We start from the raw sequence: 22976 nt of genomic DNA, 5'->3' as shown, positions 1-22976 counted from the left end.
GCCGCCGCGGGCGTCGACCTCGCGCCGCCGGCGCTCAACGACCTCGAAGGCGCCTATCTCGCGGGCTTCCTGTCGACGGTGCGCTCGGCGGTGCTCGCGCCCGGCGAGGTTCCGGTGCTGCCCGTCGAGGCGCCCCTCGGTGCGCGTGCGCGAGCGTGGTTCGACGGCGTGCTCGCCGGCGCCTTCTCGCGCACCACCGTCGGGGGCGGCGGGATGCCGGCGGTCGCTGCCCAGGACGAGGTCGTGGTGCTGTGGGGCTCGCAGACCGGCAATGCCGAGGAGTTCGCGACCGCGGCGACCGCGGCGCTCGGCGCGCGCGGCATCCCGGCGCGTGCCCGGAGCATGGCGGAGCTGCGCGCGTCGGATCTGACCGCCGTGCGCCGGCTGCTCGTCGTCACGTCGACGTTCGGCGACGGCGGCCCGCCCGACAACGCGGCGGCGCTCTGGCACGAGCTGAACGCCGACGGCGCCCCCGAGCTGTCGGGGCTGCGCTACGCGGTGCTCGCGCTCGGCGACTCGAACTACGACGACTTCTGCGGCCACGGGCGCCGTCTCGATGCGCGACTCGGCGAGCTCGGCGCGACGGCTCTCCTCGAGCGCGTCGACCTGGAACCGGATGCCGACGAGCCGCGCGCGGCGTGGCTGGCCCAGATCCTCGAGACTCTGGCGGCCGAGGGCGCGGACGCCGCGTCGTTCGGCGGCGGTGGAGCACTCGGGCTCCAGGCGCCGCCCGCACGCCGATTCTTCAGCCGTTCGAACCCGGTGGGCGCGACGCTGGTGCGCAACGACCTGCTCAGCGGCCCGGGCTCCCAGAAGGAGGTGCGGCGCATCGCGTTCGACCTCGCCGACACGGGCGCGCGGTACGAGGCCGGCGATTCGCTCGGTGTGGTCTGCGCCAACTCGCCCGGTGTCGTCGCGGAGTGGCTCGAGGCCACCGGGATCGCGCCGCACACGATCGTCGAACTCGACGGTCAGGAGCGCACGTTCGTCGACGCCTTGCGCACGCGACTCGACATCACCAAGACCCCCCTCGACCTGGTCCGGTTCATCGCGGAGCGCAGTGGCGACGGCACCCTGTCGGCGCTGCTCAGGCGCGAGAACAAGGGGCGTCTCGAGCAGTTCCTGTGGAGCCAGCAGGCGGTCGACCTCGTGCGCGACTTCCCAGTGACGGCCACCGCCGCCGACTGGGTCGGCGTGCTCAAGCGGCTGCAGCCGCGGCAGTATTCGATCTCGTCGAGTCCGAAGAGCGACCCCGACATCGTCGAGCTGACGGTCTCGGTCGTGCGCTTCGAGACGGAATCTGGCCGCGCGCGCGGTGGCGTGTGCTCGACGTTCCTCGCCGACGGCGATGCGGCCTCGGCTCCTGTCTACCTGCAGCGATCACCGGCCTTCCGGCCGCCCGCCGCCGGCGACGCCCCGATGATCATGATCGGCCCGGGCACCGGCATCGCGCCGTTCCGCGGGTTCCTCCACGATCGCCGGGCAGACGGGCACACCGGCCGCAACTGGCTCTTCTTCGGGGAGCAGCACGCCGCGACGGACTTCTACTACCGTGAGGAGCTCGAGGAGATGCGCGAGGACGGCTTCCTCACACGCCTCGACCTCGCCTTCTCACGCGACCAGCGGCAGAAGATCTACGTGCAGGACCGCATGATCGAGCACGGTGCGCGGCTGTGGCGCTGGCTCGAGGAAGGCGCGCACGTCTACGTGTGCGGCGACGCGACGCGCATGGCCAAGGACGTCGACGCGACCCTCGTCGCCATCGCGCAGCAGCACGGCAAGCTCTCGGAGGAGGCTGCGGCGGAGTACACGCGCACGCTCGCCGCCGACGAGCGCTACGTCCGCGACGTGTACTGACACGCCGTCGTCAGGGCGCTGACGCGCCTCGCGGCGTCGACGGCGACGGGTACTGGTGCGCCGTCGTCACACCGGTGCGCACGCGTACCGGCGTCCCGTCCGGGCTCCCTGACCGCGACCCTCCGGCACCAACCACGTCAGCGCCGCTCGGCCTCCGTGCCACACACAGAAGAGCGGATGCCTCGACTCGAGGCATCCGCTCTTCCGGTGACGACGTGCGTTCAGATGCGCTGCTTCGCCAGCGACGGGCGCGGGATGACGTAGACGAACAGGGTCAGCAGGAGCAGCCCCACGTAGGCGGCGACGAAGCCGACGAACGCGGCCGAGTAGCCGCCGGTGGCCAGCTGCGACGCGTTCAGCACCTGAGGCACCAGGAAGCCGCCGTACGCACCGATCGCCGAGATGAGCCCGAGGGCCGCGGCCGACTTGCGCTGCATCTTGACGGCTTCAGGCGTGCCCGCCGAGAAGCCCTTGGCGATCGTACGGGCGGCGAAGATGCTCGGGATCATGCGGTAGGTGGAGCCGTTGCCCATTCCGGTCGCGGCGAAGAGCACCAGGAAGCACGCGAGGAACACCGCGAAGTTGCCCAGCGGCAGCGTCCAGACGAGCGTGAGCGCGCCGAGCGCCATCACTGAGAAGGCGCACACGGTGACCCGCGCGCCGCCGAAACGGTCGGCGAGACGGCCGCCGTAGGGACGGGCGAGCGAGCCGACGAGCGCGCCGAGGAACGCCAGCGAGACGGCGGCCTGCCCGACCTGGATGGTCGAGAACTCCGGGAACTGGTCGGCGATGAGCTTGGGGAACACGCTCGCGAAGCCGATGAACGAGCCGAACGTGCCGATGTAGAGCACGGCCATGATCCACAGGTGCGGTTCGCGCAGGGCCGCGGCGGAGCTGCCGAAGTCGGCCTTCGCCGACGACAGGTTGTCCATGTAGCGCCACGCCCCGAACATCGCCACCAGGATCAGCGGGATCCACATCCATCCGGCGAGCGAGATGTTGAGGGTCGCACCGGCGCCGATGGTCACCGCGATCGGGACCGCGAACTGCGCGACGGACGTGCCGAGGTTGCCGCCCGCGGCGTTGAGGCCGAGCGCCCAGCCCTTCTCCTTCTGCGGGAAGAAGTAGGTGATGTTCGCCATCGAGCTCGCGAAGTTGCCGCCGCCGACACCGCCGAGCGCGGCCACGAGCAGCAGCACGCCGAACGGCGTGTCGGGATTGCCGACGACGATGCCGAGCAGCACGGCCGGGATCAGCAGGAGGCCTGCCGACACGATCGTCCAGTTGCGGCCGCCGAAGATCGCGACCATGAACGTGTAGGGGAAGCGCAGGGTCGCGCCGACGAGGCTGGGCAGCGAGATGAGCCAGAACGACTCAGAGCTCGTGAGCTCGAAGCCCGCCGCCGGGAGCATCACGACGACGATGCTCCACAGCTGCCAGATGATGAAGCCGAGGAACTCGGCGAAGATCGACCAGCCGAGGTTGCGCCGCGCGATGGCGCGACCCTCTCCGAGCCAGAACGTCGCGTTCTCGGCGTTCCACCCGTCGATCCAGCGCCCGGGGCGATGAGCGAGGGCGACCGGCGCATCGGCCGGCGAGGTGGTGCGGGGCGGTGATGCGGTATCCGTCAACGACGGCGAATCGGTCGTGGTCATGGCGCCTCCCTGAGGGTGAGCAAACACGTGGGGGTGAGTGTGTCTCCACGTTAGGAAGGCGGTGTTTCCGCCCGTCAGCCCGTGCGGTTACTTCTCGATCACTTCTGCGTCACCGCTGGCGCCGTGTCGAGGTGGACGGGCCGTCACACATCGGAAACACGGCGGCCTCCTAGACTCGGAGGCATGCGCGTCGACATCGTCACGATCTTCCCGACGTTCTTCGACGTGCTCGGGGTCTCGCTGATCGGAAAGGCCCGTGACCGCGGCATCCTCGACATGCACGTCCACGATCTGCGTGACTGGACGCACGACCGCCACCGCACCGTCGACGACACCCCGTACGGCGGCGGCGCCGGCATGGTGATGAAGCCGGAGCCGTGGGGCGAGGCGCTCGACGAGCTGCTGAGCGACGATGCCGTGCTTCTGGTGCCCTCGCCCGCCGGAGAGCTGTTCTCGCAGCCGATGGCGCGGGAGCTGGCCGAGGAGAAGCACCTCGTCTTCGCCTGCGGACGCTACGAGGGGATCGACCAGCGAGTCGTGGATCACTACGCCGCGCGCGGGCGCGTGCGGCTCGTCAGCCTCGGGGACTACGTGCTCAACGGCGGCGAGGTGGCCGCGATGGCGGTCATCGAGGCCGTGTCGCGCCTCATCCCCGGGGTCGTCGGAAACCCCGAGAGCCTCGTGGAGGAGTCGCACGAGCTGGGCCTGCTCGAGTATCCGAGCTACACCAAGCCGGCCGAATGGCGGGGCCTGGAGGTTCCGCCGGTGCTGCTCAGCGGCAACCACGGGGCGATCGCCGCCTGGCGGCGCGAGCAGAGCCTCGAACGCACCCGGGCGCACCGCCCCGATCTGCTGCGGGAGCCCGAGCCCGAGTCGGCGCCCTGACACGGCTCAGGCGGGTTCGATCACGTTGAGCCGGTAGCCGCGCTTGACGACCGTCTTCACCAGGTCGGGAACGCCGAGCGCCTCGCGCAGCCGTGCGACGGCCATCTCCACCGCATGGGTGTTCTCTCCCGACCGGGGAAGTGCCGCCTGCAGGCGGGGACGTGAGACCACCCCGCCCTGTGCGTCGAACAGGGCGGCGACGATGTCGGTGGCGCTCCGTGAGAGCGCGATGTGCCGGCCGTCCAGCACGATCCCGCCGCTGCGCAGCTCGAGCCGGCCGGCGGATGTCGGGAGGGATGCCGCGCCGCCGCCGCCGAAATGCGTCACGACGGCGCGTACGAGAGAGCCGAGGCGGCCGCGCTCTGCGATGAGCGGATGGAGGCCCGCATCCTGCAGCGGACCTGCGGTGATCGGCCCCACGGCAGCCATGAGCACGCGCCGCTCGTTCTCGCGCTCCACGATCGCCTCGAGCACGCCTTCCTGGCGTGCCGCGGTGATCCACTCGGCGGCGCCCGGCGCGGAGGTGAAGAGGACGGCGTCGACCTCGCCCGCCGCGGCCGCGACGACCGAGCGGGAGACGGCAACGGGATCCGGCGGCGGGCCCCAGCGGTACACGGTGAGGCTCACCACGTCGGCGCCGGCACGCGTGAACAGCTCGTCGAGGCCGTCGGCGCCGGAGCCGTGGTGCTGCACGGCGACGCGCCTGCCGGCGACTCCCTCGGCGAGGAGGAACTCGCCGAGCTCCACGGACGTCTCCGACTCCGCCACCCAGTCGGCGGTCAGTCCCGCCTGCTGGATCGCGCCACGGGCCTTGGGGCCGCGGGCGACGATCTGCGCGCGAGTGAGCGCCGCGTGGAGGTCGTCGAGGAGCCCGGCCTCGTCGGCCGCCTCCATCCAGCCGCGAAAGCCCACGCCGGTGGTCGCTACCACCACGTCGGGCTGACGTGCGATGAGCTCTCGCGTGGCCGCGATCAGGGCGTCGTCGTCGATGTGCGGCACGATCGTGAGCGCGGGCGCGTGGCGGACCTGCGCGCCGTGGCGCTCGAGGGCAGCGGCGAGCTCGGACGACCGACGGTCGACCGCGATCACGATCGTGCAGCCGTCGAGTGCGGCCGACAGGGTGGGGCGGGTGGTGGAGCTCAACGGACGGTGTCACCTGCCAGCTGGTGTTCGGGCTGCAGCAGCCCGGCACGGGCGACGTCGCCCACGACGATGACGGCGGGGTTTCGCACACCGGCACGACCGGCGTCCAACACCACCGAGCCCAGCGTACTGCGAGTCGTCCGCTGATCGCGGTGGTGTCCGCGCTCGACGATCGCCACCGGGCGGTCGGCCGGCACTCCGGCGTGCAGCGCGTCGGAGACGATGCGGGGCAGCGCGCCGACGCCCATCAGGATCACGGTGGTCACGCTGTCGTCGCGGAGCGCCGCGAGCGTCGCGTCGGTGACCTCGGACGGCCCGTTGACGATGTGGACGGCACCGGCGACGCCGCGATGCGTGACCGGGATGCCGGCGGCCTGCGGCACCGCGATGGCGCTCGAGATTCCGGGCACCACGTCGACGGGGATACCCGCCGCCAGGCAGGCCGCGACCTCTTCGCCGCCGCGGCCGAAGACGAACGGATCGCCGCCCTTGAGGCGCACCACGCGCTTGCCGTCGCGCGCGCGGGCGACCAGGAGGTCGTTGATGTCTTCCTGCGGCACCGGGTGGTGCCCCGGGTGCTTGCCGACATCGATCACCTCGACGCCCGGCCCGACGTGGTCGCGGATGTCGGTCGGACCGAGCCGGTCCATCACGACGACGTCCGCGCGCTGCAGCAGACGCCACGCCCGCAGGGTGAGCAGGTCGATCGGCCCCGGACCGCCGCCGATGAGGTCGACGCGCCCGACAGTGTTCTCTCCCCGCCCGGTCATTTCTCGCCTTCCCAGCGGACGAGCACGTGTCCGTCGTCGACTGCGACGGGCCAGACATGGAGGTTCAGGGGCTCCTTGCCCTGGGTGTCGAGGCACACGCCCGTCCGCAGGTCGAAGACCTGCTTGTACATGGGGGACGCGACCGTGGGGACGTCCTGCCGTGTTCCGACGATGCCGCGCGAGATGACGTGGGCGTGGCTGTACGGGTCGAGGTTCGACACCGCGTGCACGCGGCCGCCCGACCCGTCCGGTCCGTGGAGGAGGAACAGGGCGATCTGGGTGCCGCCCAGGAGGGCGGCCCTGCCGCGCTCCACCTCGAGATCGTCCAGGGCGCACACGCGCACCCAGCCGTCGGGAGCGGCGTACTCGGCCGTCTGCGGGTCGACGAGCGTCATCGGCGCACCTCCAGTGTCGTTCCGGCGATGAGCACACGCGAGTCGGTGCGCTCGTCCTCGGTCGCGGGTCGGGGCTGTCCGCGCTCGGCCGTGTAGGCGAGCGAGGGGTCGGGGGTCGTCGGCGCGTTCACGAAGGAGGCGAATCGACGCAGCTTCTCGGGATCCTCGAGCGTGGCCTTCCACTCGTCCTCGTAGGAGTCCACGTGCGCGGCCATGGCGGCGTCGAGGTCGGCGCAGATGCCCAGGCTGTCGTCGAAGATCACGGCGCGGAGTCCCTCGATGCCGCCGTCCAGATCCTCGAACCACGGCGCGGTCCGCTGCAGGCGGTCGGCGGTGAAGATGTAGTACATCAGGAAGCGGTCGATCGCAGTGAGGAGCTCTTCGTCGCTGAGCCCCTCGGCCAGCAGCACCGCGTGGCGCGGCGTGAAGCCGCCGTTGCCGCCGACGTACATGTTCCAGCCCGCCTCGGTCGCGATGACTCCGACGTCCTTGCCGCGCGCCTCGGCGCACTCGCGGGCGCAGCCCGAGACGCCCAGCTTGATCTTGTGCGGCGAGCGCAGGCCGCGGTAGCGCAGCTCCAGCTGCACGGCCATGCCGACCGAGTCCTGCACGCCGTACCGGCACCACGTGGATCCGACGCACGACTTCACCGTGCGCAGCGACTTGCCGTAGGCGTGGCCGGACTCGAAACCCGCCTCGACGAGGCGCTGCCAGATGTCGGGCAGCTGCTCGAGGCGGGCGCCGAACATGTCGATGCGCTGCCCGCCGGTGATCTTGGTGTACAGCCCGAAGTCCTTTGCGACCTCGCCGATCACGACGAGTCCCTCGGGGGTGATCTCTCCACCCGGGATGCGGGGGACCACCGAGTAGCTGCCGTCCTTCTGCAGGTTGGCCATCACGTGGTCGTTGGTGTCCTGCAGCGTCGCGTTCTCGCCGTCGAGGACGTGTCCGCGCACCAGCGTCGAGAGGATGCTCGCGAGCGCGGGCTTGCAGATGTCGCAGCCGCGGCCGGTGCCGAAGCGCTCGATCACGGCGCTGAAGGTGGTGAGCCCCGACACGCGGACCGCGTCGAACAGCTGGCGGCGCGACATGTCGAAGTGCTCGCAGATGGCGTTGCTCAGCGCCGCACCGGTCTTCGCGAGCTCGGTGCCGACGATCTTCTTGACCATCATCACGCACGAGCCGCAGGCGGCTCCCGCCTTCGTGCACGCCTTGATGCCGGCGACGTCGGTGCAACCCTCCTCGTGGACCGCGTGGCGGATCCGGCCGGCGGTGACGCTGTTGCACGAGCACACGAGCGCGTCGTCGGGGAGATCGCCGGTGGGAGCCGCGACGCCGCCCTCGGGCATGAGGTAGGCGGCCGGGTCGCCACCGAGCGCACCGCCGACGAGGGGACGCAGCGAGCCGTAGGCCGAGGCGTCGCCGACGAGGATGCCGCCGAGCAGGGTCTTGGCGTCGTCCGAGAGCACGAGTTTCTTGTAGACGCCGGCCACGGGGTCGGCGTACGTCACGTCGAGGGCGCCGGGGGTCTCGGCGAAGGCGTCGCCGAAGCTCGCGACATCGACGCCCGACAGCTTGAGCTTCGTCGACAGGTCGTAGCCGGGGAAGGACGCCTCGCCGCCGAGCAGACGTGTCGCCGCGACCTCCGCCATCGCGTAGCCGGGGGCGACCAGTCCCACGCACATGCCGTCGAAGTTGGCGACCTCGCCGATCGCGAGCACACGCGGGTCGGAGGTCTGACACCCGTCGTCGATCAGCACGCCGCCGCGCTCGTGCACGTCGAGGCCCGCCGTGCGGGCCAGTTCGTCGCGCGGCCGTACGCCGACCGTGAACACCACGACGTCGGTGCGCTCATATGAGCCGTCGCGGAACTCGAGGCCGGTCACCTGGCCCGATCGATCAGGGTCCAGTCGGGTCGTCACCGTCTGGGTCTTGACGGCGATGCCGCGCGATTCGATGAGCCGGCGGAGCGCGTTGCCGCCGGGCAGATCCAGCTGGGCCGACATCAGGCGGTCGGAGGACTGCACCACGGTGCAGGCGACGTCGAGCCCCTGCAGCGCACCGGCCGCCTCGAGCCCGAGCAGGCCGCCGCCGATCACGGTGCCCACGAGCGGCCGGCCGAGCTCTGCCGAACGTCGCTGCACGAACTCCTCGAGCTTCTCGACGTCGTCGAGCGTGCGGTAGACGAAGCAGCCCTCGAGGCCGAAGCCGTCGACGGCGAGCCGCGCGGCGTAGGAGCCGGTCGCGAGCACGAGCCGGTCGTAGGCGACGCTCGTGCCGCTGCGGGTGGTCACGCGGCGCGCCGAGCGATCGATGCGGGTCACGGCGTCCCCGCGGAGGAAGCGCACGCGGCTGTCTTCGAGGACCGCGCGCTCGAGCTCGAGATCCTCGGCGGACGCTCCCGCGAAGAAGCCCGTCAGCCCCACCCGATCGTACGGGTGGCGCTGCTCCTCGCCGATCAGCGTGATGTGCCACTGCTCGCCGGCCCGGCTCAGCAGGCTCTCGACGAATCGGTGCGCGACCATTCCCGCACCGACGACCACCACGTGGGTGCCGAGGGCAGGGGTGTCGCTCATGTCGTCACCGTACGCGGCTGATGTTGCAGCAGCGTCAGCGTCATGTTTCCGGCTGTCGACACGTTCCCGGTGGGCCATGGCTCCTCCTTGTGGGGCGAAGGTCTCGGTGATCCAGACGCTACGAGGGCGGTGTTTCACCCCCCGACCGCCCACCGTTACCCTGAGCGAACGTTTCTCTCACAGCCCGATCGGCAGGGGTGTGAGAACGGCTGGCCCGCCGCGCGCATACCGCGCCTCCGACGCTCGGCGCCACCCCGCGCCTCCGTTCCCTCGCGCCCGCTAGGGTGAAGGCCCCGCCGAAATGGAGGTCGCATGCAGATCTGGCCCGGTTCCCCGTATCCGCTGGGGGCGACGTTCGACGGCAGCGGCACCAACTTCGCGCTCTTCAGCGAGGGCGCCGAGCGCGTCGAGCTCTGCCTCTTCGACGAGGACGGCACCGAGACCCGCGTCGACCTCGTCGACGTCGACGCCTTCGTGCATCACGGCTATCTGCCTTCCATCCAGCCGGGGCAGCGCTACGGCTATCGGGTCCACGGAGAGTACGACCCCGCGACAGGCAAGCGGTTCAATGCGAACAAGCTGGTGCTCGATCCCTACGCCAAGGCGGTGGAGGGCCAGGTGCGCTGGGGGCAGGCCGTGTTCGGCTACGACTTCGGAGAGCCGGACTCGCGCAACGACGAGGATTCCGCGTCCCACCAGATGATGGGCGTCGTCGTGAATCCGTACTTCGACTGGACCGGTGACCGGCAGCCCAAGACGCCGTACGCGGAGTCGTTCATCTACGAGGCGCACGTGCGCGGGCTCACGAAGCTGCATCCGGCGATTCCCGAGGAGATCCGCGGCACCTACAGTGCGATCGCGCACCCCGCGATCATCGAGCACCTCGAGAAGCTCGGCGTGACGGCGATCGAGCTCATGCCGGTCCACCAGTTCGTCAACGACTCGGGGCTCGAGGAGAAGGGCCTCTCGAATTACTGGGGCTACAACACCATCTCGTTCTTCGCACCGCAGAACACCTACTCCTCGAGCGGCCAGCGCGGCCAGCAGGTGCAGGAGTTCAAGGCCATGGTCAAGACCCTGCACGCCGCGGGCATCGAGGTGATCCTCGACGTCGTGTACAACCACACCGCCGAGGGGAACCACCTCGGCCCGACGTTGTCGATGCGCGGCATCGACAACGAGGCGTACTACCGTCTCGAAGACGACGACAAGCGCTACTACACCGACTACACCGGCACCGGGAACAGCCTCAATGCCGGCAACCCGCACACGCTGCAGCTCATCATGGACTCGCTGCGGTACTGGGTGCTCGAGATGCACGTCGACGGCTTCCGCTTCGATCTCGCATCCACGCTCGCGCGCGAGTTCTACGAGGTCGACCGCCTATCCACCTTCTTCGAGCTGGTCCAGCAGGATCCGGTGGTGTCGCAGGTGAAGCTCATCGCCGAGCCGTGGGACGTCGGCCCCGGCGGCTACCAGGTCGGCAACTTCCCGCCGCAGTGGACGGAGTGGAACGGCAAGTACCGCGACACGGTGCGCGACTTCTGGCGGGGCGAGCCGGCGACCCTCGGGGAGTTCGCCTCGCGACTCACCGGCTCGTCGGACCTCTACGAGCACTCGGGGCGCCGGCCGGTGGCATCCATCAACTTCGTCACCGCGCATGACGGCTTCACCCTGCGTGATCTCGTCTCGTACAACGAGAAGCACAACGAGGCCAACGGCGAGGACAACCGCGACGGCGCCGATGACAACCGCTCGTGGAACGGCGGCGTCGAAGGGCCAACGGACGATCCGGACGTGCTCGCGCTGCGTGCCCGTCAGCAGCGGAACTTCATCGCCACGCTCATGCTGTCGCAGGGCGTTCCGATGCTGCTGCACGGTGACGAGCTCGGCCGCACCCAGAGCGGGAACAACAACGGCTACGCGCAGGACAACGAGATCACGTGGGTCGACTGGTCGGCGCCCGACCAGCCCCTCCTCGAGTTCACCGCTGCTCTGGCGCGGCTGCGTCGTGAGCATCCGACGTTCCGTCGCCGTCGCTTCTTCGATGGACGCCCGGTACGGCGCGAAGAGGGAGCGCCGATCCCCGACATCGTGTGGGCGCGTCCCGACGGTTCGCAGATGCAGCCGGAGGACTGGGGCTCGGGCTTCGGCCGTGCCGTCGCGGTGTTCCTCAACGGAGGCGGCATCCGCGAGCGCGACCGCCGGGGCGAAGCGATCTCGGACCGCCACTTCATCGTGCTCTTCAATGCCGGAGACGACTCCGTGGATTTCCTGATCCCGGCCGTCGAGTTCAGCCCGAAGTGGGACGTCATCGTCGACACCGCGGGGGTTCACGCCAACACCGAGCCGATCGAGCCGGGGTCAACGCTGGCAGTGCCGCCCCGGTCGCTCATGGTGCTGCGAGAGCACGAGCTGCCAGAGCCGGAGGTCGACCACTCCGTTGCGGCGTCGCTCGCGGCCGCGACTCCGATCGGACCGGACGAGGTGCGCGCAGCCGCCCCGCGCCCAGAGCTCCGCCACTGAGAGGAGAGCCATGCCGACGTCGCGTCCCGCCTCCACGTATCGTCTGCAGATCCGCCCGTCGTTCACGCTCGATGATGCCGTCGCGCTCCGCGGCTACCTGAGCGATCTCGGCGTCGACTGGGTGTACTTCTCGCCCCTGCTCACCGCTTCCGCGGGATCCGACCACGGCTACGATGTCGTCGACCCGACGTCCGTCGACCCTTCGCGGGGCGGCAGGGCTGCGCTCGAGCGTGCCGCCGACGCCTTCCATGCGGCCGGCCGCGGCGTCCTCGTCGACATCGTCCCGAACCACGTCGGCGTCGCGCGCCCCGAGGAGAACCCGTGGTGGTGGGATCTGCTGACGCACGGTCGCCAGTCGCGCTGGGCTGAGACCTTCGACATCGACTGGGACTTCGCCGGCGGGAAGGTGCGGCTGCCGGTCCTCGGCGAACACGTCGAGCAGGCTGCGGCGGCCGGCACGCTTCGCGTCGTGGACGGCGAGCTCCACTACTACGACCACCGTTTTCCGCTCGCGCCGGGGAGCGCCGAATCCGACCCTGACGACGTGCTGGCCGTCCACGCGCGCCAGCACTACGAGCTCACGTCGTGGCGCCGAGAGGCCTCCGACCTCAACTACCGCCGGTTCTTCGGCGTCTCGAGTCTTGCCGCGGTAAGAGTCGAGGACCCGGCGGTGTTCGAGGCGAGCCACGGCGAGATCGGCAGCTGGTTCGCCGACGGCCTGGTCGACGGCCTGCGGGTGGATCACCCCGATGGTCTGCGTGCCCCGGTGGAGTACTTGGAGCGCCTGAACGCGCTCACCGGCGGCGCCTACGTCCTCGTGGAGAAGATCCTCGAGCACGGCGAGGCGTTGCCGCAGTTCTTCGCCGCCGACGGCACGACGGGCTACGAGGCGCTCGCCGCGATCGACCGGGTGCTCGTGGATGCCGCCGGCGAAGCGCCGTTGGACGCCCTCGACGCCAGGCTGCGCGAGCGCTCGCACCTCCCCGCCGCGTTGCCGTGGCCCGAGGCGATCGCAGCGACGAAGCGGGCGATCGGGGAGGGGATCCTGCGCTCCGAAGTGCGCCGGCTCGCCCGTGACCTCGGCGCGCCCGACGATGCCGTGACCGAGGACGCGCTCGTCGAGCTGCTCGCGCGCTTCCCGGTGTACCGGTCCTATCTGCCGGCGGGCCGCGACCACCTGGACGCGGCCGCAACCGCCGCCCGCGCGCACCGGCCCGACCTGGCCCCGACGTTCGACGCGATTCTGCCGGCGCTCGCCGACCCGCGGCATCCCGCCGCTCTGCGCTTCCAGCAGACCAGCGGCATGGTGATGGCGAAGGGCGTGGAAGACACGGCGTTCTACCGGACGACGCGTCTCGGGACGCTCACCGAGGTCGGCGCGGATCCCTCTGTGTTCGCGCTGTCGGTCGACGAGTTCCACGCCGCCCAGGCCGCCCGGCACGCCGCCTGGCCCCACTCGATGACGACCCTGTCGACGCACGACACCAAGCGCGGCGAAGACGTGCGCGCGCGGCTCGCGGTGCTCTCCGAGATCCCCGAGCGGTGGGGCGAGGTGCTCGAGGAGCTGACGGATGCCGCCTCCACCGGCCACGGACCCTTCGACGCCCTGCTCTGGCAGGCCATCGTGGGTGCCTGGCCGGCATCGCGTGAGCGCCTGCACGCGTACGCCGAGAAAGCGGCGCGCGAGGCCGGCGAGGCCACCTCGTGGCTGGAGCCCGACCCGGCGTTCGAGCGCCGCCTCCACGCGGCGGTCGACACTGCCTTCGACGACCCTGCAGCGGCGGCGCGCCTGGAGAGCTTCGTCTCCGAGATCGAGGGCGCCGGCTGGTCGAACGCGCTGTCGGCGAAGCTGCTCCAGCTCACCGGTCCGGGGGTCCCCGACGTCTATCAGGGCAGCGAGCTGTGGGAGCAGAGCCTCGTAGACCCCGACAACCGCAGGGCCGTCGACTTCGAGGAACGTCGCCGGCTGCTGGCGCGCATCGACGGGGGCGAGCAGCCGATCGTCGACCGGAGCGGCGCGGCGAAGCTGCTCGTCACCTCCCGCGCCCTGCGGCTGCGCCGCGAGCACCCCGAGCTGTTCACGCGCTACACGCCCATGACGGTGGTCGGCTCCGCCGCCGAGCACGCGATCGCGGCCGACCGCGGCGGCGCGGTGGCGGTGGCGACGCGCCGCCCGGTCGGGCTGGCGCGGCGCGGTGAGGCGACCGGATCCCCGTGGGGCGACACGGTCCTGCTGCGGCACGCCGGACCGACCACCGACGTGCTCACCGGGCGGTCGTTCACAGGCCACATCGCGATGGCGGAGCTGCTCGACGTCTATCCGGTCGCGCTGCTGATCGCAGAGGAGCCGTCATGATCCCCGAGGTCTGGGCTCCGCGGGCGACGACGGTGGCGCTCCGCGCGCCGGGCCGCGGAGCCGACGCGCCGATGACCCACGTGGGCGGGGGCTGGTGGCGCGCTGCCGTCGAGCTGGAGCACGGCGACGAGTACGGCTTCGTCCTGGACGACGCGACGGTCGCACGGCCCGATCCGCGATCACGGCGCCAGCCTGGCGGCGTGCACGAGCTGAGCGCCGTCTTCGACCCCGGCCTGCACGAGTGGAATGACGGCTCGTGGACGGGGCGGCAGCTCGCCGGGGGAGTGGTCTACGAGCTGCACGTCGGCACCTTCACGCCCGAGGGGACACTGGATGCCGCCGCCCGGCGGCTCGGGCACCTCGTCGAGCTCGGCATCGACTTCGTCGAGCTGCTGCCGGTCAACGGCTTCAACGGCGTGCACAACTGGGGCTACGACGGCGTGCTCTGGTACGCCGTTCACGAGCCGTACGGGGGTCCGGCCGCCTACCAGCGCTTCGTCGACGCGTGCCATGCGGTCGGGCTCGGCGTGATCCAGGACGTCGTGTACAACCATCTCGGCCCGAGCGGCAACTATCTGCCGGAGTTCGGACCCTACCTGCGCGATGCGGAGTCGAACACCTGGGGGTCCTCCGTCGACCTCGACGAGGCCGAGGTGCGCCGCTACATCGTCGAGAACGCGCTGATGTGGCTGCGGGACCACCACGTCGACGGCCTGCGGCTCGACGCCGTGCACGCACTGAAGGACGACGGGCCGGTCCACATCCTGCAGGAGCTCGCGGAGTCCGTCGACGCGCTCAGCGCCCACCTCGGCCGGCCGCTCACGCTGATCGCGGAATCCGACCTGAACGACGCGCGGCTGATCTCGGCGCGCGAGGCCGGCGGCTACGGGCTCACGGCGCAGTGGAGCGACGACTACCACCACGCTCTGCACGTGGCCGTGACCGGAGAGACCACCGGCTACTACGCCGACTTCGCCTCCCTCGACGCGCTGGCGAAGGCAGCCACGCGCGGCTTCTTCCACGACGGCACGTGGTCCTCGTTCCGGGATCGTCAGCACGGCCATCCCATCGACACCCGCCTCCCCACCTGGCGGCTGGTCACGTTCTCGCAGGATCACGATCAGATCGGCAATCGGGCGGCCGGCGACCGCCTCTCGCAGACGCTCGACGAAGGCGGTCTCGCGATCGCCGCGGTCCTCACGGTGCTCGCACCGTTCACGCCCATGCTGTTCATGGGCGAGGAATGGGCGGCCTCCACGCCCTGGCAGTTCTTCACCTCGCACCCCGAACCCGAGCTGGGCGCGGCCACCGCCCGCGGACGCAAGGCGGAGTTCGCACGCATGGGCTGGGACGAGTCCGTCGTGCCGGATCCGCAGGATCCCGAGACGTTCCGGCGCTCCATCCTGCGGTGGGAGGAGAATGCTGCCGGCACCCACGCGCGGGTGCTCGCTCTCTACCGCGAGCTCCTCGCGCTGCGACGGGAGCGCCCCGAACTCACCGACCCCGACTTCCGCCGCATCGCGGCCACGGCCGACGACCGCGCACGCTGGTTCTGGCTCGAGCGCGGCGGAACAGAGATCGTCGTGAACTTCTCGACCGGGCTCCTGCACCTGCCGGTGAGCGGCCCGCGACGGATACTGCTGTCGACCGATCCGGCAGCATCGGCGGAGGGGGAGACGCTCGCGCTGCCGCCGCGCTCAGCGCTGGTGGTCGCGATCGAGGTGGACTGAGCTCAGCGGACGCCGAGCCACGAGCGGTCCGAGAGCACGATCGGCCCCTCCTCGGTGATCGCGACGGTGTGCTCCGAGTGGGCGCCACGCGATCCGTCGGCCGAGCGCAGCGTCCAGCCGTCCGGGTCGGTGATGAGCTCGTCGGTGGTCTGAAGGAACCACGGCTCGAGGGCGAGCACGAGCCCTGCCCGCAGGGGGTAGCCGCGCCCCGCCTTGCCGTCGTTGGCGACGTGCGGGTCGCCGTGCATCTCGCGACCTACGCCGTGGCCGCCGAAGTCCGTGTTGATCGAGTAGCCGTCGCCGTGGGCGACGGCGGCGATGGCCGCGGAGATGTCGCCGATGCGGTTGCCCACCGTCGCCGCCGCGATCGCGGCATCCAGCGCCCGCTCCGTCGTGTCGATCAGCGCGAGATCCTCGTCACGCGGTGTGCCCACGACGAAGGAGACCGCGGAATCGGCCACCCAGCCGTCGATGGAGACGGCGAAGTCGAGCGACACCAGATCTCCGTCACGGAGGGCGTAGTCGAAGGGCAGCCCGTGCAGCACGGCGTCGTTGACCGAGGTGCAGATGACCTTGCCGAAGGGGCGGGCGCCGAAGGAGGGGTGATAGTCGATGTAGCACGACTCGGCGCCGGCCCGGCGGATCAGCTCGTGGGCACGGCGGTCGATCGCCAGGAGGTTCGTGCCCACCTTGGTCTCGTCGCGCAGCGTCGCGAGCGTCTCGGCGACGAATCGCCCGGCGGGCTTCATCGCCTCGATCTCGGCAGGGGTGCGCAACTCGATCATGTGGAGCTTCCTCTCAGTCCTCCTCCATTCTGTCGGACTCGTCGCCGGTGGGCTGGGAGGATGCCCCGTGGCACGCGGAACCGCGCCATGACCCGCATCTGCGGCGTAGCATCGGAGGCATGTGGCTGCGTCGCGCGTTCTTCGGCTGGCTCATTCCGGCGGCCTTCCTGCTGCCGCTGTGGCTCTTCGTCGGATGGGCCGTCTTCAATGCGGGCGGATGGGCGTTCCTCTGGGTGCTGTTCCTCGCGATCCCCGGCGTCTTCGTCTGGCAGCTGATCCTCACCCTCCTGGTGCGGGCGCGCGGGACTGTTCGTGCTCATCGTGCCGTCTCGTGGTGGGACGTCCTCGGTTTCACCGTCTGGCACCTGCTCGTGATCTCGCTCGGCTTCTTCGCCGAGGCGTGGTGGGCTCCGGTGATGGTCGTCACGATCCTTGCCGGTGTCGGGCTGTTCTGGCTCGAGCTGTGGCAGCTGTGGAGCGAGGCTCGGCCGTCGCGATTCGTCCTGCGCACAGCCGACGGCGTCGCCTACATCCCGGCGCAGGCGGACGAGCCGCACGCCGCCGAACGCGAGGTCTTCATCATCTCTGAGAAGCAGACGCCGCCCGCGAGCTGACGCGGTTTGGCCGGGTGCGGCATCCATGGCAGAATGGCTGTTTGTGCCCTGACCGGTTCTGCCTCAGGGGAATCAGCTGAACGGCGTCACGCCGGAGGCCTGCGGCACACCGAGTCCTTCACCTTACTTCCCGCGGTCGACCTGTGGCGGCCGCAGAGAGAGACGATCATGCAGATCCTCGACGCCGTCGATGCGGCTTCACTCCGCTCCGACATCCCCGCCTTCAACGCCGGCGACACCGTGAAGGTGCACGTCAACATCACCGAGGGCAACCGCTCGCGTATCCAGGTCTTCCAGGGCGTCGTCATCGGCCGCTCGGGCGACGGCGTGCGCGAGACCTTCACGGTCCGCAAGATCAGCTTCCAGGTCGGCGTCGAGCGCACCTTCCCGGTGCACTCCCCGGTCATCGACCACATCGAGGTCGTGACCCGCGGTGACGTGCGCCGCGCGAAGCTCTACTACCTGCGCAACCTCCGTGGCAAGAAGGCCAAGATCAAGGAGAAGCGCGACAACTGACACCGCTGCCTGCAGCGCTGTCTCGAGGCCCCGGACGCTTGCGTCCGGGGCCTCGTCCGTACTCCGGACGGGCCGGAATGTGCGACCCTTGAAGGCGGGTCGCCGCGACCGTCGGCACCCGCGAAGGAACTCCATGACGACCGAGAAGTCGGCTCCTGCCGAGCCGGCGCCCGGGCCCGAGCCCGCAGCGACCATTCAGCCGCGTCGTCGGGGCTGGCTCGTCTTCCTGCGCGATGTGATCGTGATCATCCTGATCGCCGTCCTCGTCTCGCTCGTCGTGAAGACGTTCCTCGTCCGATCGTTCTACATCCCCTCCGGATCGATGGAGGACACCCTCCACGTCAAGGACCGCATCCTCGTGGACGAGATCACCCCGCGGTTCGGCGACTACGACCGGGGCGACATCGTCGTGTTCCAGGATCCCGGGGGCTGGCTGCCGCCGAGCACCGAGCCGGCGCGCCCGCCGATCGTCGAGGGCGTGGAGTGGGTGCTGTCCCTCGTGGGTCTTGCCGCGCCCGACAGCGATGACCACCTCGTCAAGCGCATCGTCGGACTCCCGGGCGATCACGTCGTGTGCTGCAACGCGATCGGTCAGATCTCGGTCAACGACGTTCCCATCGACGAGAGCGGCTACATCAAGCTGCCGGCGGGGGAGTCGGCCGCGTCCGGCGACCCCTTCGACATCGTCGTGCCCGAGGGCAGCCTCTGGGTGCTGGGCGACAACCGCTACCGCTCCAAGGACTCGCGGTACAACACCGACCAGCCGGGCAAGGGCTTCGTGCCGATCGACAATCTCGTCGGGCGCGCCTTCCTCGTGACCTGGCCCTTCGACAGGTTCGGCTTCCTCGACTTCCATCACGACGTGTTCGCCGGCGTTCCCGCGCCGGAGCCGGAGGGCGGCGCGAAGTGACCGTTGCGGAGCCTCGTCTCACGCTCGAGCGCCGACTCCTGCGGGAGCACACGCTCGTGATCGCGTGCGACGAGGTCGGCCGCGGCGCGCTGGCCGGTCCTGTCGCCGTCGGCGCTGCGGTGGTCGACGCCCCCCGCTCGCGTAGGCGGATCCCGCAGGGGCTGCGCGACTCGAAGCTCGTCCCGGAACCCCGGCGCGCGGACGTCGCCGCGCGGGCGGCGTCGTGGGTCGCCGCGAGCGCGGTGGGCTGGGCGAGCTCGGAGGAGATCGACGAGATCGGAATCATGCGCGCACTCGGGCTCGCCGCCATCCGCGCGATCGCCGACCTTCGCGCTCACGGGGTCGTCCCCGAGGACGCCATCGTGATCCTGGACGGCAACTACGACTACATCCGTCCCGCCGGCGCATGGGGGCTGACGGTGCAGCCGGTCATCAAAGCCGATCGTGACTGCGCGTCGGCTGCGGCGGCGTCCGTCATCGCCAAAGTCGCGCGCGACAGTCTCATGACCGAGCTCCACGACGAGCTTCCTGCCTACAACTGGGCACGCAACAAGGGCTACGCGAGTCCCGACCACCGCGAGGCCATCCGCACGCACGGCATCAGCCGACACCATCGCGCGTCCTGGTCGATCGCGGACGCGCCGACACTCTTCTGAGCGTTCGCCACGCGCGGACCGGCGTCGCGGCATCCGTTCGCGCCCATAGGATGGGAGCACCATGGATGACGAGGTCTTCGAAGACTATGACCGCGAACTCGAACTCGCGCTCTACCGCGAGTATCGCGATGTCGTCTCGCAGTTCCAGTACGTGATCGAGACGGAACGGCGCTTCTACCTCGCGAACGAGGTCAACGTCGTGCGCCGCGACACCGAGCACGACTTCTACTTCGAGATCTCGATGTCGGACGTCTGGGTGTGGGACATCTACCGCGCCGACCGCTTCGTCAAGGCGGTGCGCGTCCTCACCTTCAAGGACGTCAACGTCGAAGAGCTGTCGCGCCGGGACTTCCACCTGCCCGAAGAGCTCTCGCTCGACACCTGAGCCACCGGCTCCTCCCCAGCCCTCACGATCCGGGACCGCACGCCGGTTCTGAACGGATGCCGCCGCCGCGCGTCCGCGCGTGCATCCCCGCGCGCGACGATGCCGGAATGGCAGACAAAGACGTGCTCGGCAGAGCGGGCGAGGACCGCGCCGCACGGTATTTCGAGACCCAGGGCTTCACGGTCCTCGCGCGCAACTGGCGATGCCGTGAGGGCGAACTCGACCTCGTGGTGGCGGACGGTTCCGCGGTGGTCGTCGTCGAGGTCAAGACGCGGCGCGGCGAAGAGTTCGGGCACCCCTTCGAGGCCATCGACGCGCGCAAGCGCATACGGCTGTGGCGGCTCGGCGTCGCCTGGGCGAGCCAGCATCGCGACCTCGTGCAGGGGCGCCGGTTGCGCATCGACGCGATCGGGCTCACCGGCACGGAGGCTTCGACGGCTCGCCTGGAGCACCTCGTCGACGTGGAGGTGCCGTGAGCGTCGCGCGCACGTGGGCCGTCGCGCTCGTCGGCGCCGAGGGCGAATGCGTCGAGGTCGAGGCCGATCTGTCGCAGCAGACGCCGGAGTTCCGCATCATCGGACTGCCCGACAAGGCGCTCGGCGAGGCGGTGCAGCGCGTGCACAACGCGTGCGCCAACAGCGGCACGCCGCTGCCGCGGCGACGGCTGACGGTGAATCTGTCGCCGGCGAGCCTGCCGAAGCAGGGATCAGGCTTCGACATCGCGATCGCGGTCGCATCGCTCGCGACCGAGTCCTCGATGGATGCGGCCTCCGTCGCGTCGGCCGTGCACATCGGAGAGCTCGGCCTCGACGGGCGCCTGCGCCCGGTCCCGGGCGTGCTGCCGGCCGTGGTCGCCGCCCGGCGGGCGGGGCATCGGCGGATCGTCGTGCCGCACGCCAACGGCGCCGAGGCCGCGCTGGTCGGTGGGATGGAAGTGCTCGCCGCCGTCAACCTCGCACAGGTGGTGGCCTGGCACGGTGGCGACGTGGAGGTCGCCGACGAAGAGCCCGTCGCACTGCCAGACGACGAGCCGGCGCCCGCGCCCGCGCTCGATCTCGCCGAGGTGATCGGGCAGCGCGACGCCGTGGACGCGCTCATCGTCGCAGCGGCGGGCGGGCATCACCTGCTGATGTGCGGACCGCCCGGTGCCGGCAAGACGATGCTCGCGCGACGGCTGCCCGGCATCCTTCCCGCGCTCGACGACGGCGCGGCGCTCGCGAGTGCGTCGATCCGCAGTCTCGCGGGCTCGCGCGTGGTGGAGCTGTCACGGACACCGCCGTTCGAGGCGCCGCACCACAGTGCGAGCGTCGCCGCTCTCGTGGGCGGGGGATCGCGCCTCATCCGGCCCGGTGCGATCGCCCGCGCGAGCGAAGGCGTGCTGTTCCTCGACGAGGCGGGCGAGTTCGCGGCGAGCGCTCTGGACGCGCTGCGCCAGCCTCTGGAGTCCGGGGCCATCACGATCCATCGCGCGGGCACGTATGCGCAGTACCCCGCGCGCTTCCAGCTGGTGCTCGCCACGAACCCGTGTCCGTGCGGTGACTACGGGATCCGGGGCGGCACCTGCACCTGCCCGCCGGCGGCGATCCGCCGCTACCTCGGCCGGCTCTCCGGGCCGCTGCTGGACCGCATGGACATCGAGCTGACGCTGACGAGGGTCTCAGTCGCCCAGCGGGGCCTCGGACCGACGATCTCGACCGCGACGGCGCGCGACCGGGTTGCGGAGGCCCGTGCGCGCGCATGTCACCGCCTCCAGGCAACGCCCTGGCGCGTGAACGCCGATGTGCCGGGAACCTGGCTCCGCGAGGGTCCAGTCGCTCCGCCGCCCGTGGTCCGACGCCCGCTGGACGCCGCCCTGCACCGCGGTGCGCTGACGCTACGCGGCTACGATCGCGTGCTGCGGGTGGCATGGTCGCTGGCCGACATCGAAGGGCGCGGGCAGCTGAGTGCCGAGCACATCGGGCGCGCGCTCTATCTGAAGAAAGGTCTGGCGCTGTGACCGCCTTCGACCTGGGCACCGACGCCGCCCGGCGGGCGCTCGCGCCGCTGGGCGTTCACCACAGTGCGGACGCGGCTCGTGAGCGATACGCGACCGCGGTGTGGTGCCACCTGGTCGAGCCCGGCGACTCCGTAGCAGGGCGCATTGTCGCCGCTCGCGGTGCCGCGGCCGCGCTCGAGGCGGTGCTGGGCGAGAGCACAGTGGCAGAAGTCAGCCCGCGGGAACTCGCGGAGGGCCGCAAGCGGTGGCTGCCGCGGCTTTCGGCGCGCGCCGTCGCGGACTCCTTCCGCACGGCCGCGGCGCGCGGCGTCAGCCTCGTGACGCGGGCCGATCCCGAGTGGCCGGTCCAGCTGGACGACCTCGAGGCGCACGCGCCGCTGTGTCTCTGGGCGCGCGGCGATGCCTCCGCTCTCCGACGGCTCGACGCATCCGTCGCCATCGTCGGCGCACGGGCCGCATCGCGCTACGGGGACCATGTCGCCATGGAGCTCGCGGCCGACCTCGCCGGTGACGACATCGCGGTGGTGTCGGGCGGCGCGTACGGCATCGACGGGTCCGCGCACCGCGCGACCCTCGCCGCGGGCGGTCTGACGGTCGCCTTGCTCGCGGGCGGCGCCGACCGTTCGTATCCCGCCGGGCACGCGGGTCTGATCGACGACATCGCCCGGCACGGTGTCGTGGCGAGCGAGGTGCCGTGCGGCTCCGCTCCGACGAAGTGGCGCTTCCTGCAGCGCAATCGGCTGATCGCCGCGCTGTCGGCGGCGACGGTGGTCGTGGAGGCGGGCTGGCGGAGTGGATCCCTCAACACCGCCGGACATGCGGCGGCGCTGTCGAGGCCGCTCGGCGCCGTCCCAGGCCCGATCACCTCGGCCACGTCTGCGGGTACGCACCGCCTCATCCGCGAATACGGCGCGCAGTGCATCACAGGGGCCGATGATGTGCGGGAACTGCTCGGACTGCCGTCGGCGAATGATGCCGGCGCCGCTCGGGTACCGGGCCACACAGGGGAGGCGACCCGTGTGATGGACGCGATGAGTACACGCGCGTGGCGCGAGGCCGGCGACATCGCGCGGCGCGCGGGGATGGCCGCCGACGCCGTCGAGGGCGCTCTCGGCCTGCTGCGCCTCGACGGAGCCGTGGAGGCCGGCGCCGAGGGCTGGAGGCTGCGACGCGTGGGGGTATGACGAGCGCACAGCGTGACGCACGCGCAACGTGACGAGC

19 protein-coding genes are annotated in these 22976 nt (G+C 70.9%); 13 read left to right on the top strand and 6 right to left on the bottom strand.

The genetic code is table 11. The annotated features are described in order from the left end of the window. On the top strand, window positions 1–1857 hold a 1857-nt coding region (locus VIP82_RS19785), incomplete at its 5' end, for a diflavin oxidoreductase (RefSeq protein ID WP_331911778.1). A 221-nt stretch (window positions 1858–2078) separates the two neighbouring features. Here VIP82_RS19785 and VIP82_RS19780 read toward each other — a convergent pair. Next, window positions 2079–3512, bottom strand: a complete 1434-nt coding sequence (locus tag VIP82_RS19780; RefSeq protein ID WP_331911776.1) for an MFS transporter — start codon at window positions 3510–3512, stop codon at window positions 2079–2081. Window positions 3513–3695: 183 nt separating this feature from the next. On the opposite strand from VIP82_RS19780, the gene trmD reads away from it, so the two are divergent. Beyond that, entirely contained in the window at window positions 3696–4397 is a 702-nt protein-coding gene (gene trmD / locus VIP82_RS19775) for a tRNA (guanosine(37)-N1)-methyltransferase TrmD (protein WP_331911774.1), read from the top strand. Between the two features lie 6 nt (window positions 4398–4403). On the opposite strand, the gene VIP82_RS19770 is transcribed toward trmD, so the two are convergent. The 4 genes from VIP82_RS19770 to nirB are packed head-to-tail and all read right to left on the bottom strand — an operon-like array spanning window position 4404 to window position 9281. Next, window positions 4404–5540, bottom strand: coding sequence for a uroporphyrinogen-III synthase (locus tag VIP82_RS19770; RefSeq protein WP_331911772.1), 1137 nt, complete (start codon window positions 5538–5540; stop codon window positions 4404–4406). Then, window positions 5537–6310: a uroporphyrinogen-III C-methyltransferase gene (gene cobA / locus VIP82_RS19765; RefSeq protein ID WP_331911770.1), complete on the bottom strand. Its 774-nt coding sequence runs from the start codon at window positions 6308–6310 to the stop codon at window positions 5537–5539. Before cobA ends, VIP82_RS19770 begins: the two co-directional genes overlap by 4 nt. After that, a complete protein-coding gene (nirD, locus tag VIP82_RS19760) occupies window positions 6307–6705 on the bottom strand; it encodes a nitrite reductase small subunit NirD (RefSeq protein ID WP_331911768.1) in 399 nt (132 codons plus the stop codon). Before nirD ends, cobA begins: the two co-directional genes overlap by 4 nt. Further along, the gene (nirB, locus tag VIP82_RS19755; RefSeq protein ID WP_331911766.1) at window positions 6702–9281 is read right to left on the bottom strand and encodes a nitrite reductase large subunit NirB; all 2580 of its coding nucleotides are present in this window, start codon (window positions 9279–9281) and stop codon (window positions 6702–6704) included. The genes nirD and nirB overlap by 4 nt, the downstream gene beginning before the upstream one ends. A gap of 312 nt (window positions 9282–9593) precedes the next feature. On the opposite strand from nirB, the gene glgX reads away from it, so the two are divergent. The 3 genes from glgX to treZ are packed head-to-tail and all read left to right on the top strand — an operon-like array spanning window position 9594 to window position 15893. Then, entirely contained in the window at window positions 9594–11807 is a 2214-nt protein-coding gene (gene glgX / locus VIP82_RS19750; RefSeq protein ID WP_331911764.1) for a glycogen debranching protein GlgX, read from the top strand. Window positions 11808–11817: 10 nt separating this feature from the next. Then, a complete protein-coding gene (treY, locus tag VIP82_RS19745) occupies window positions 11818–14163 on the top strand; it encodes a malto-oligosyltrehalose synthase (RefSeq protein ID WP_331911762.1) in 2346 nt (781 codons plus the stop codon). Then, window positions 14160–15893: a malto-oligosyltrehalose trehalohydrolase gene (treZ, locus tag VIP82_RS19740; protein WP_331911760.1), complete on the top strand. Its 1734-nt coding sequence runs from the start codon at window positions 14160–14162 to the stop codon at window positions 15891–15893. The genes treY and treZ overlap by 4 nt, the downstream gene beginning before the upstream one ends. A 2-nt stretch (window positions 15894–15895) precedes the next feature. On the opposite strand, the gene map is transcribed toward treZ, so the two are convergent. After that, window positions 15896–16678, bottom strand: a complete 783-nt coding sequence (map, locus tag VIP82_RS19735) for a type I methionyl aminopeptidase (protein ID WP_331911758.1) — start codon at window positions 16676–16678, stop codon at window positions 15896–15898. Window positions 16679–16797: 119 nt separating this feature from the next. On the opposite strand from map, the gene VIP82_RS19730 reads away from it, so the two are divergent. From VIP82_RS19730 to dprA, 8 genes are all read left to right on the top strand, one after another. After that, entirely contained in the window at window positions 16798–17292 is a 495-nt protein-coding gene (locus tag VIP82_RS19730) for an MFS transporter permease (protein ID WP_331911756.1), read from the top strand. 168 nt (window positions 17293–17460) lie between these two features. Then, complete coding sequence (gene rplS, locus VIP82_RS19725; protein WP_179432961.1) at window positions 17461–17808, top strand: 50S ribosomal protein L19; 348 nt, start codon at window positions 17461–17463, stop codon at window positions 17806–17808. Window positions 17809–17941: 133 nt separating this feature from the next. Beyond that, a complete protein-coding gene (gene lepB / locus VIP82_RS19720; RefSeq protein WP_331911754.1) occupies window positions 17942–18718 on the top strand; it encodes a signal peptidase I in 777 nt (258 codons plus the stop codon). After that, complete coding sequence (gene rnhB, locus VIP82_RS19715; protein ID WP_331911752.1) at window positions 18715–19374, top strand: ribonuclease HII; 660 nt, start codon at window positions 18715–18717, stop codon at window positions 19372–19374. Before lepB ends, rnhB begins: the two co-directional genes overlap by 4 nt. Window positions 19375–19435: 61 nt before the next feature. After that, complete coding sequence (locus VIP82_RS19710) at window positions 19436–19759, top strand: DUF2469 family protein (protein ID WP_045297888.1); 324 nt, start codon at window positions 19436–19438, stop codon at window positions 19757–19759. 107 nt (window positions 19760–19866) lie between these two features. Then, complete coding sequence (locus VIP82_RS19705) at window positions 19867–20235, top strand: YraN family protein (RefSeq protein WP_331911750.1); 369 nt, start codon at window positions 19867–19869, stop codon at window positions 20233–20235. After that, the gene (locus VIP82_RS19700) at window positions 20232–21755 is read left to right on the top strand and encodes a YifB family Mg chelatase-like AAA ATPase (protein WP_331911748.1); all 1524 of its coding nucleotides are present in this window, start codon (window positions 20232–20234) and stop codon (window positions 21753–21755) included. The genes VIP82_RS19705 and VIP82_RS19700 overlap by 4 nt, the downstream gene beginning before the upstream one ends. Then, window positions 21752–22939, top strand: a complete 1188-nt coding sequence (gene dprA / locus VIP82_RS19695) for a DNA-processing protein DprA (protein WP_331911746.1) — start codon at window positions 21752–21754, stop codon at window positions 22937–22939. Before VIP82_RS19700 ends, dprA begins: the two co-directional genes overlap by 4 nt. Window positions 22940–22976: the final 37 nt, after the last annotated feature.

The organism is Microbacterium sp. (genome assembly GCF_036566905.1).
Classification (GTDB): Bacteria; Actinomycetota; Actinomycetes; order Actinomycetales; family Microbacteriaceae; genus Microbacterium.
Note: the sequence above shows the minus strand (reverse complement) of the source record. Positions and strands in the feature narration are given on the sequence as shown.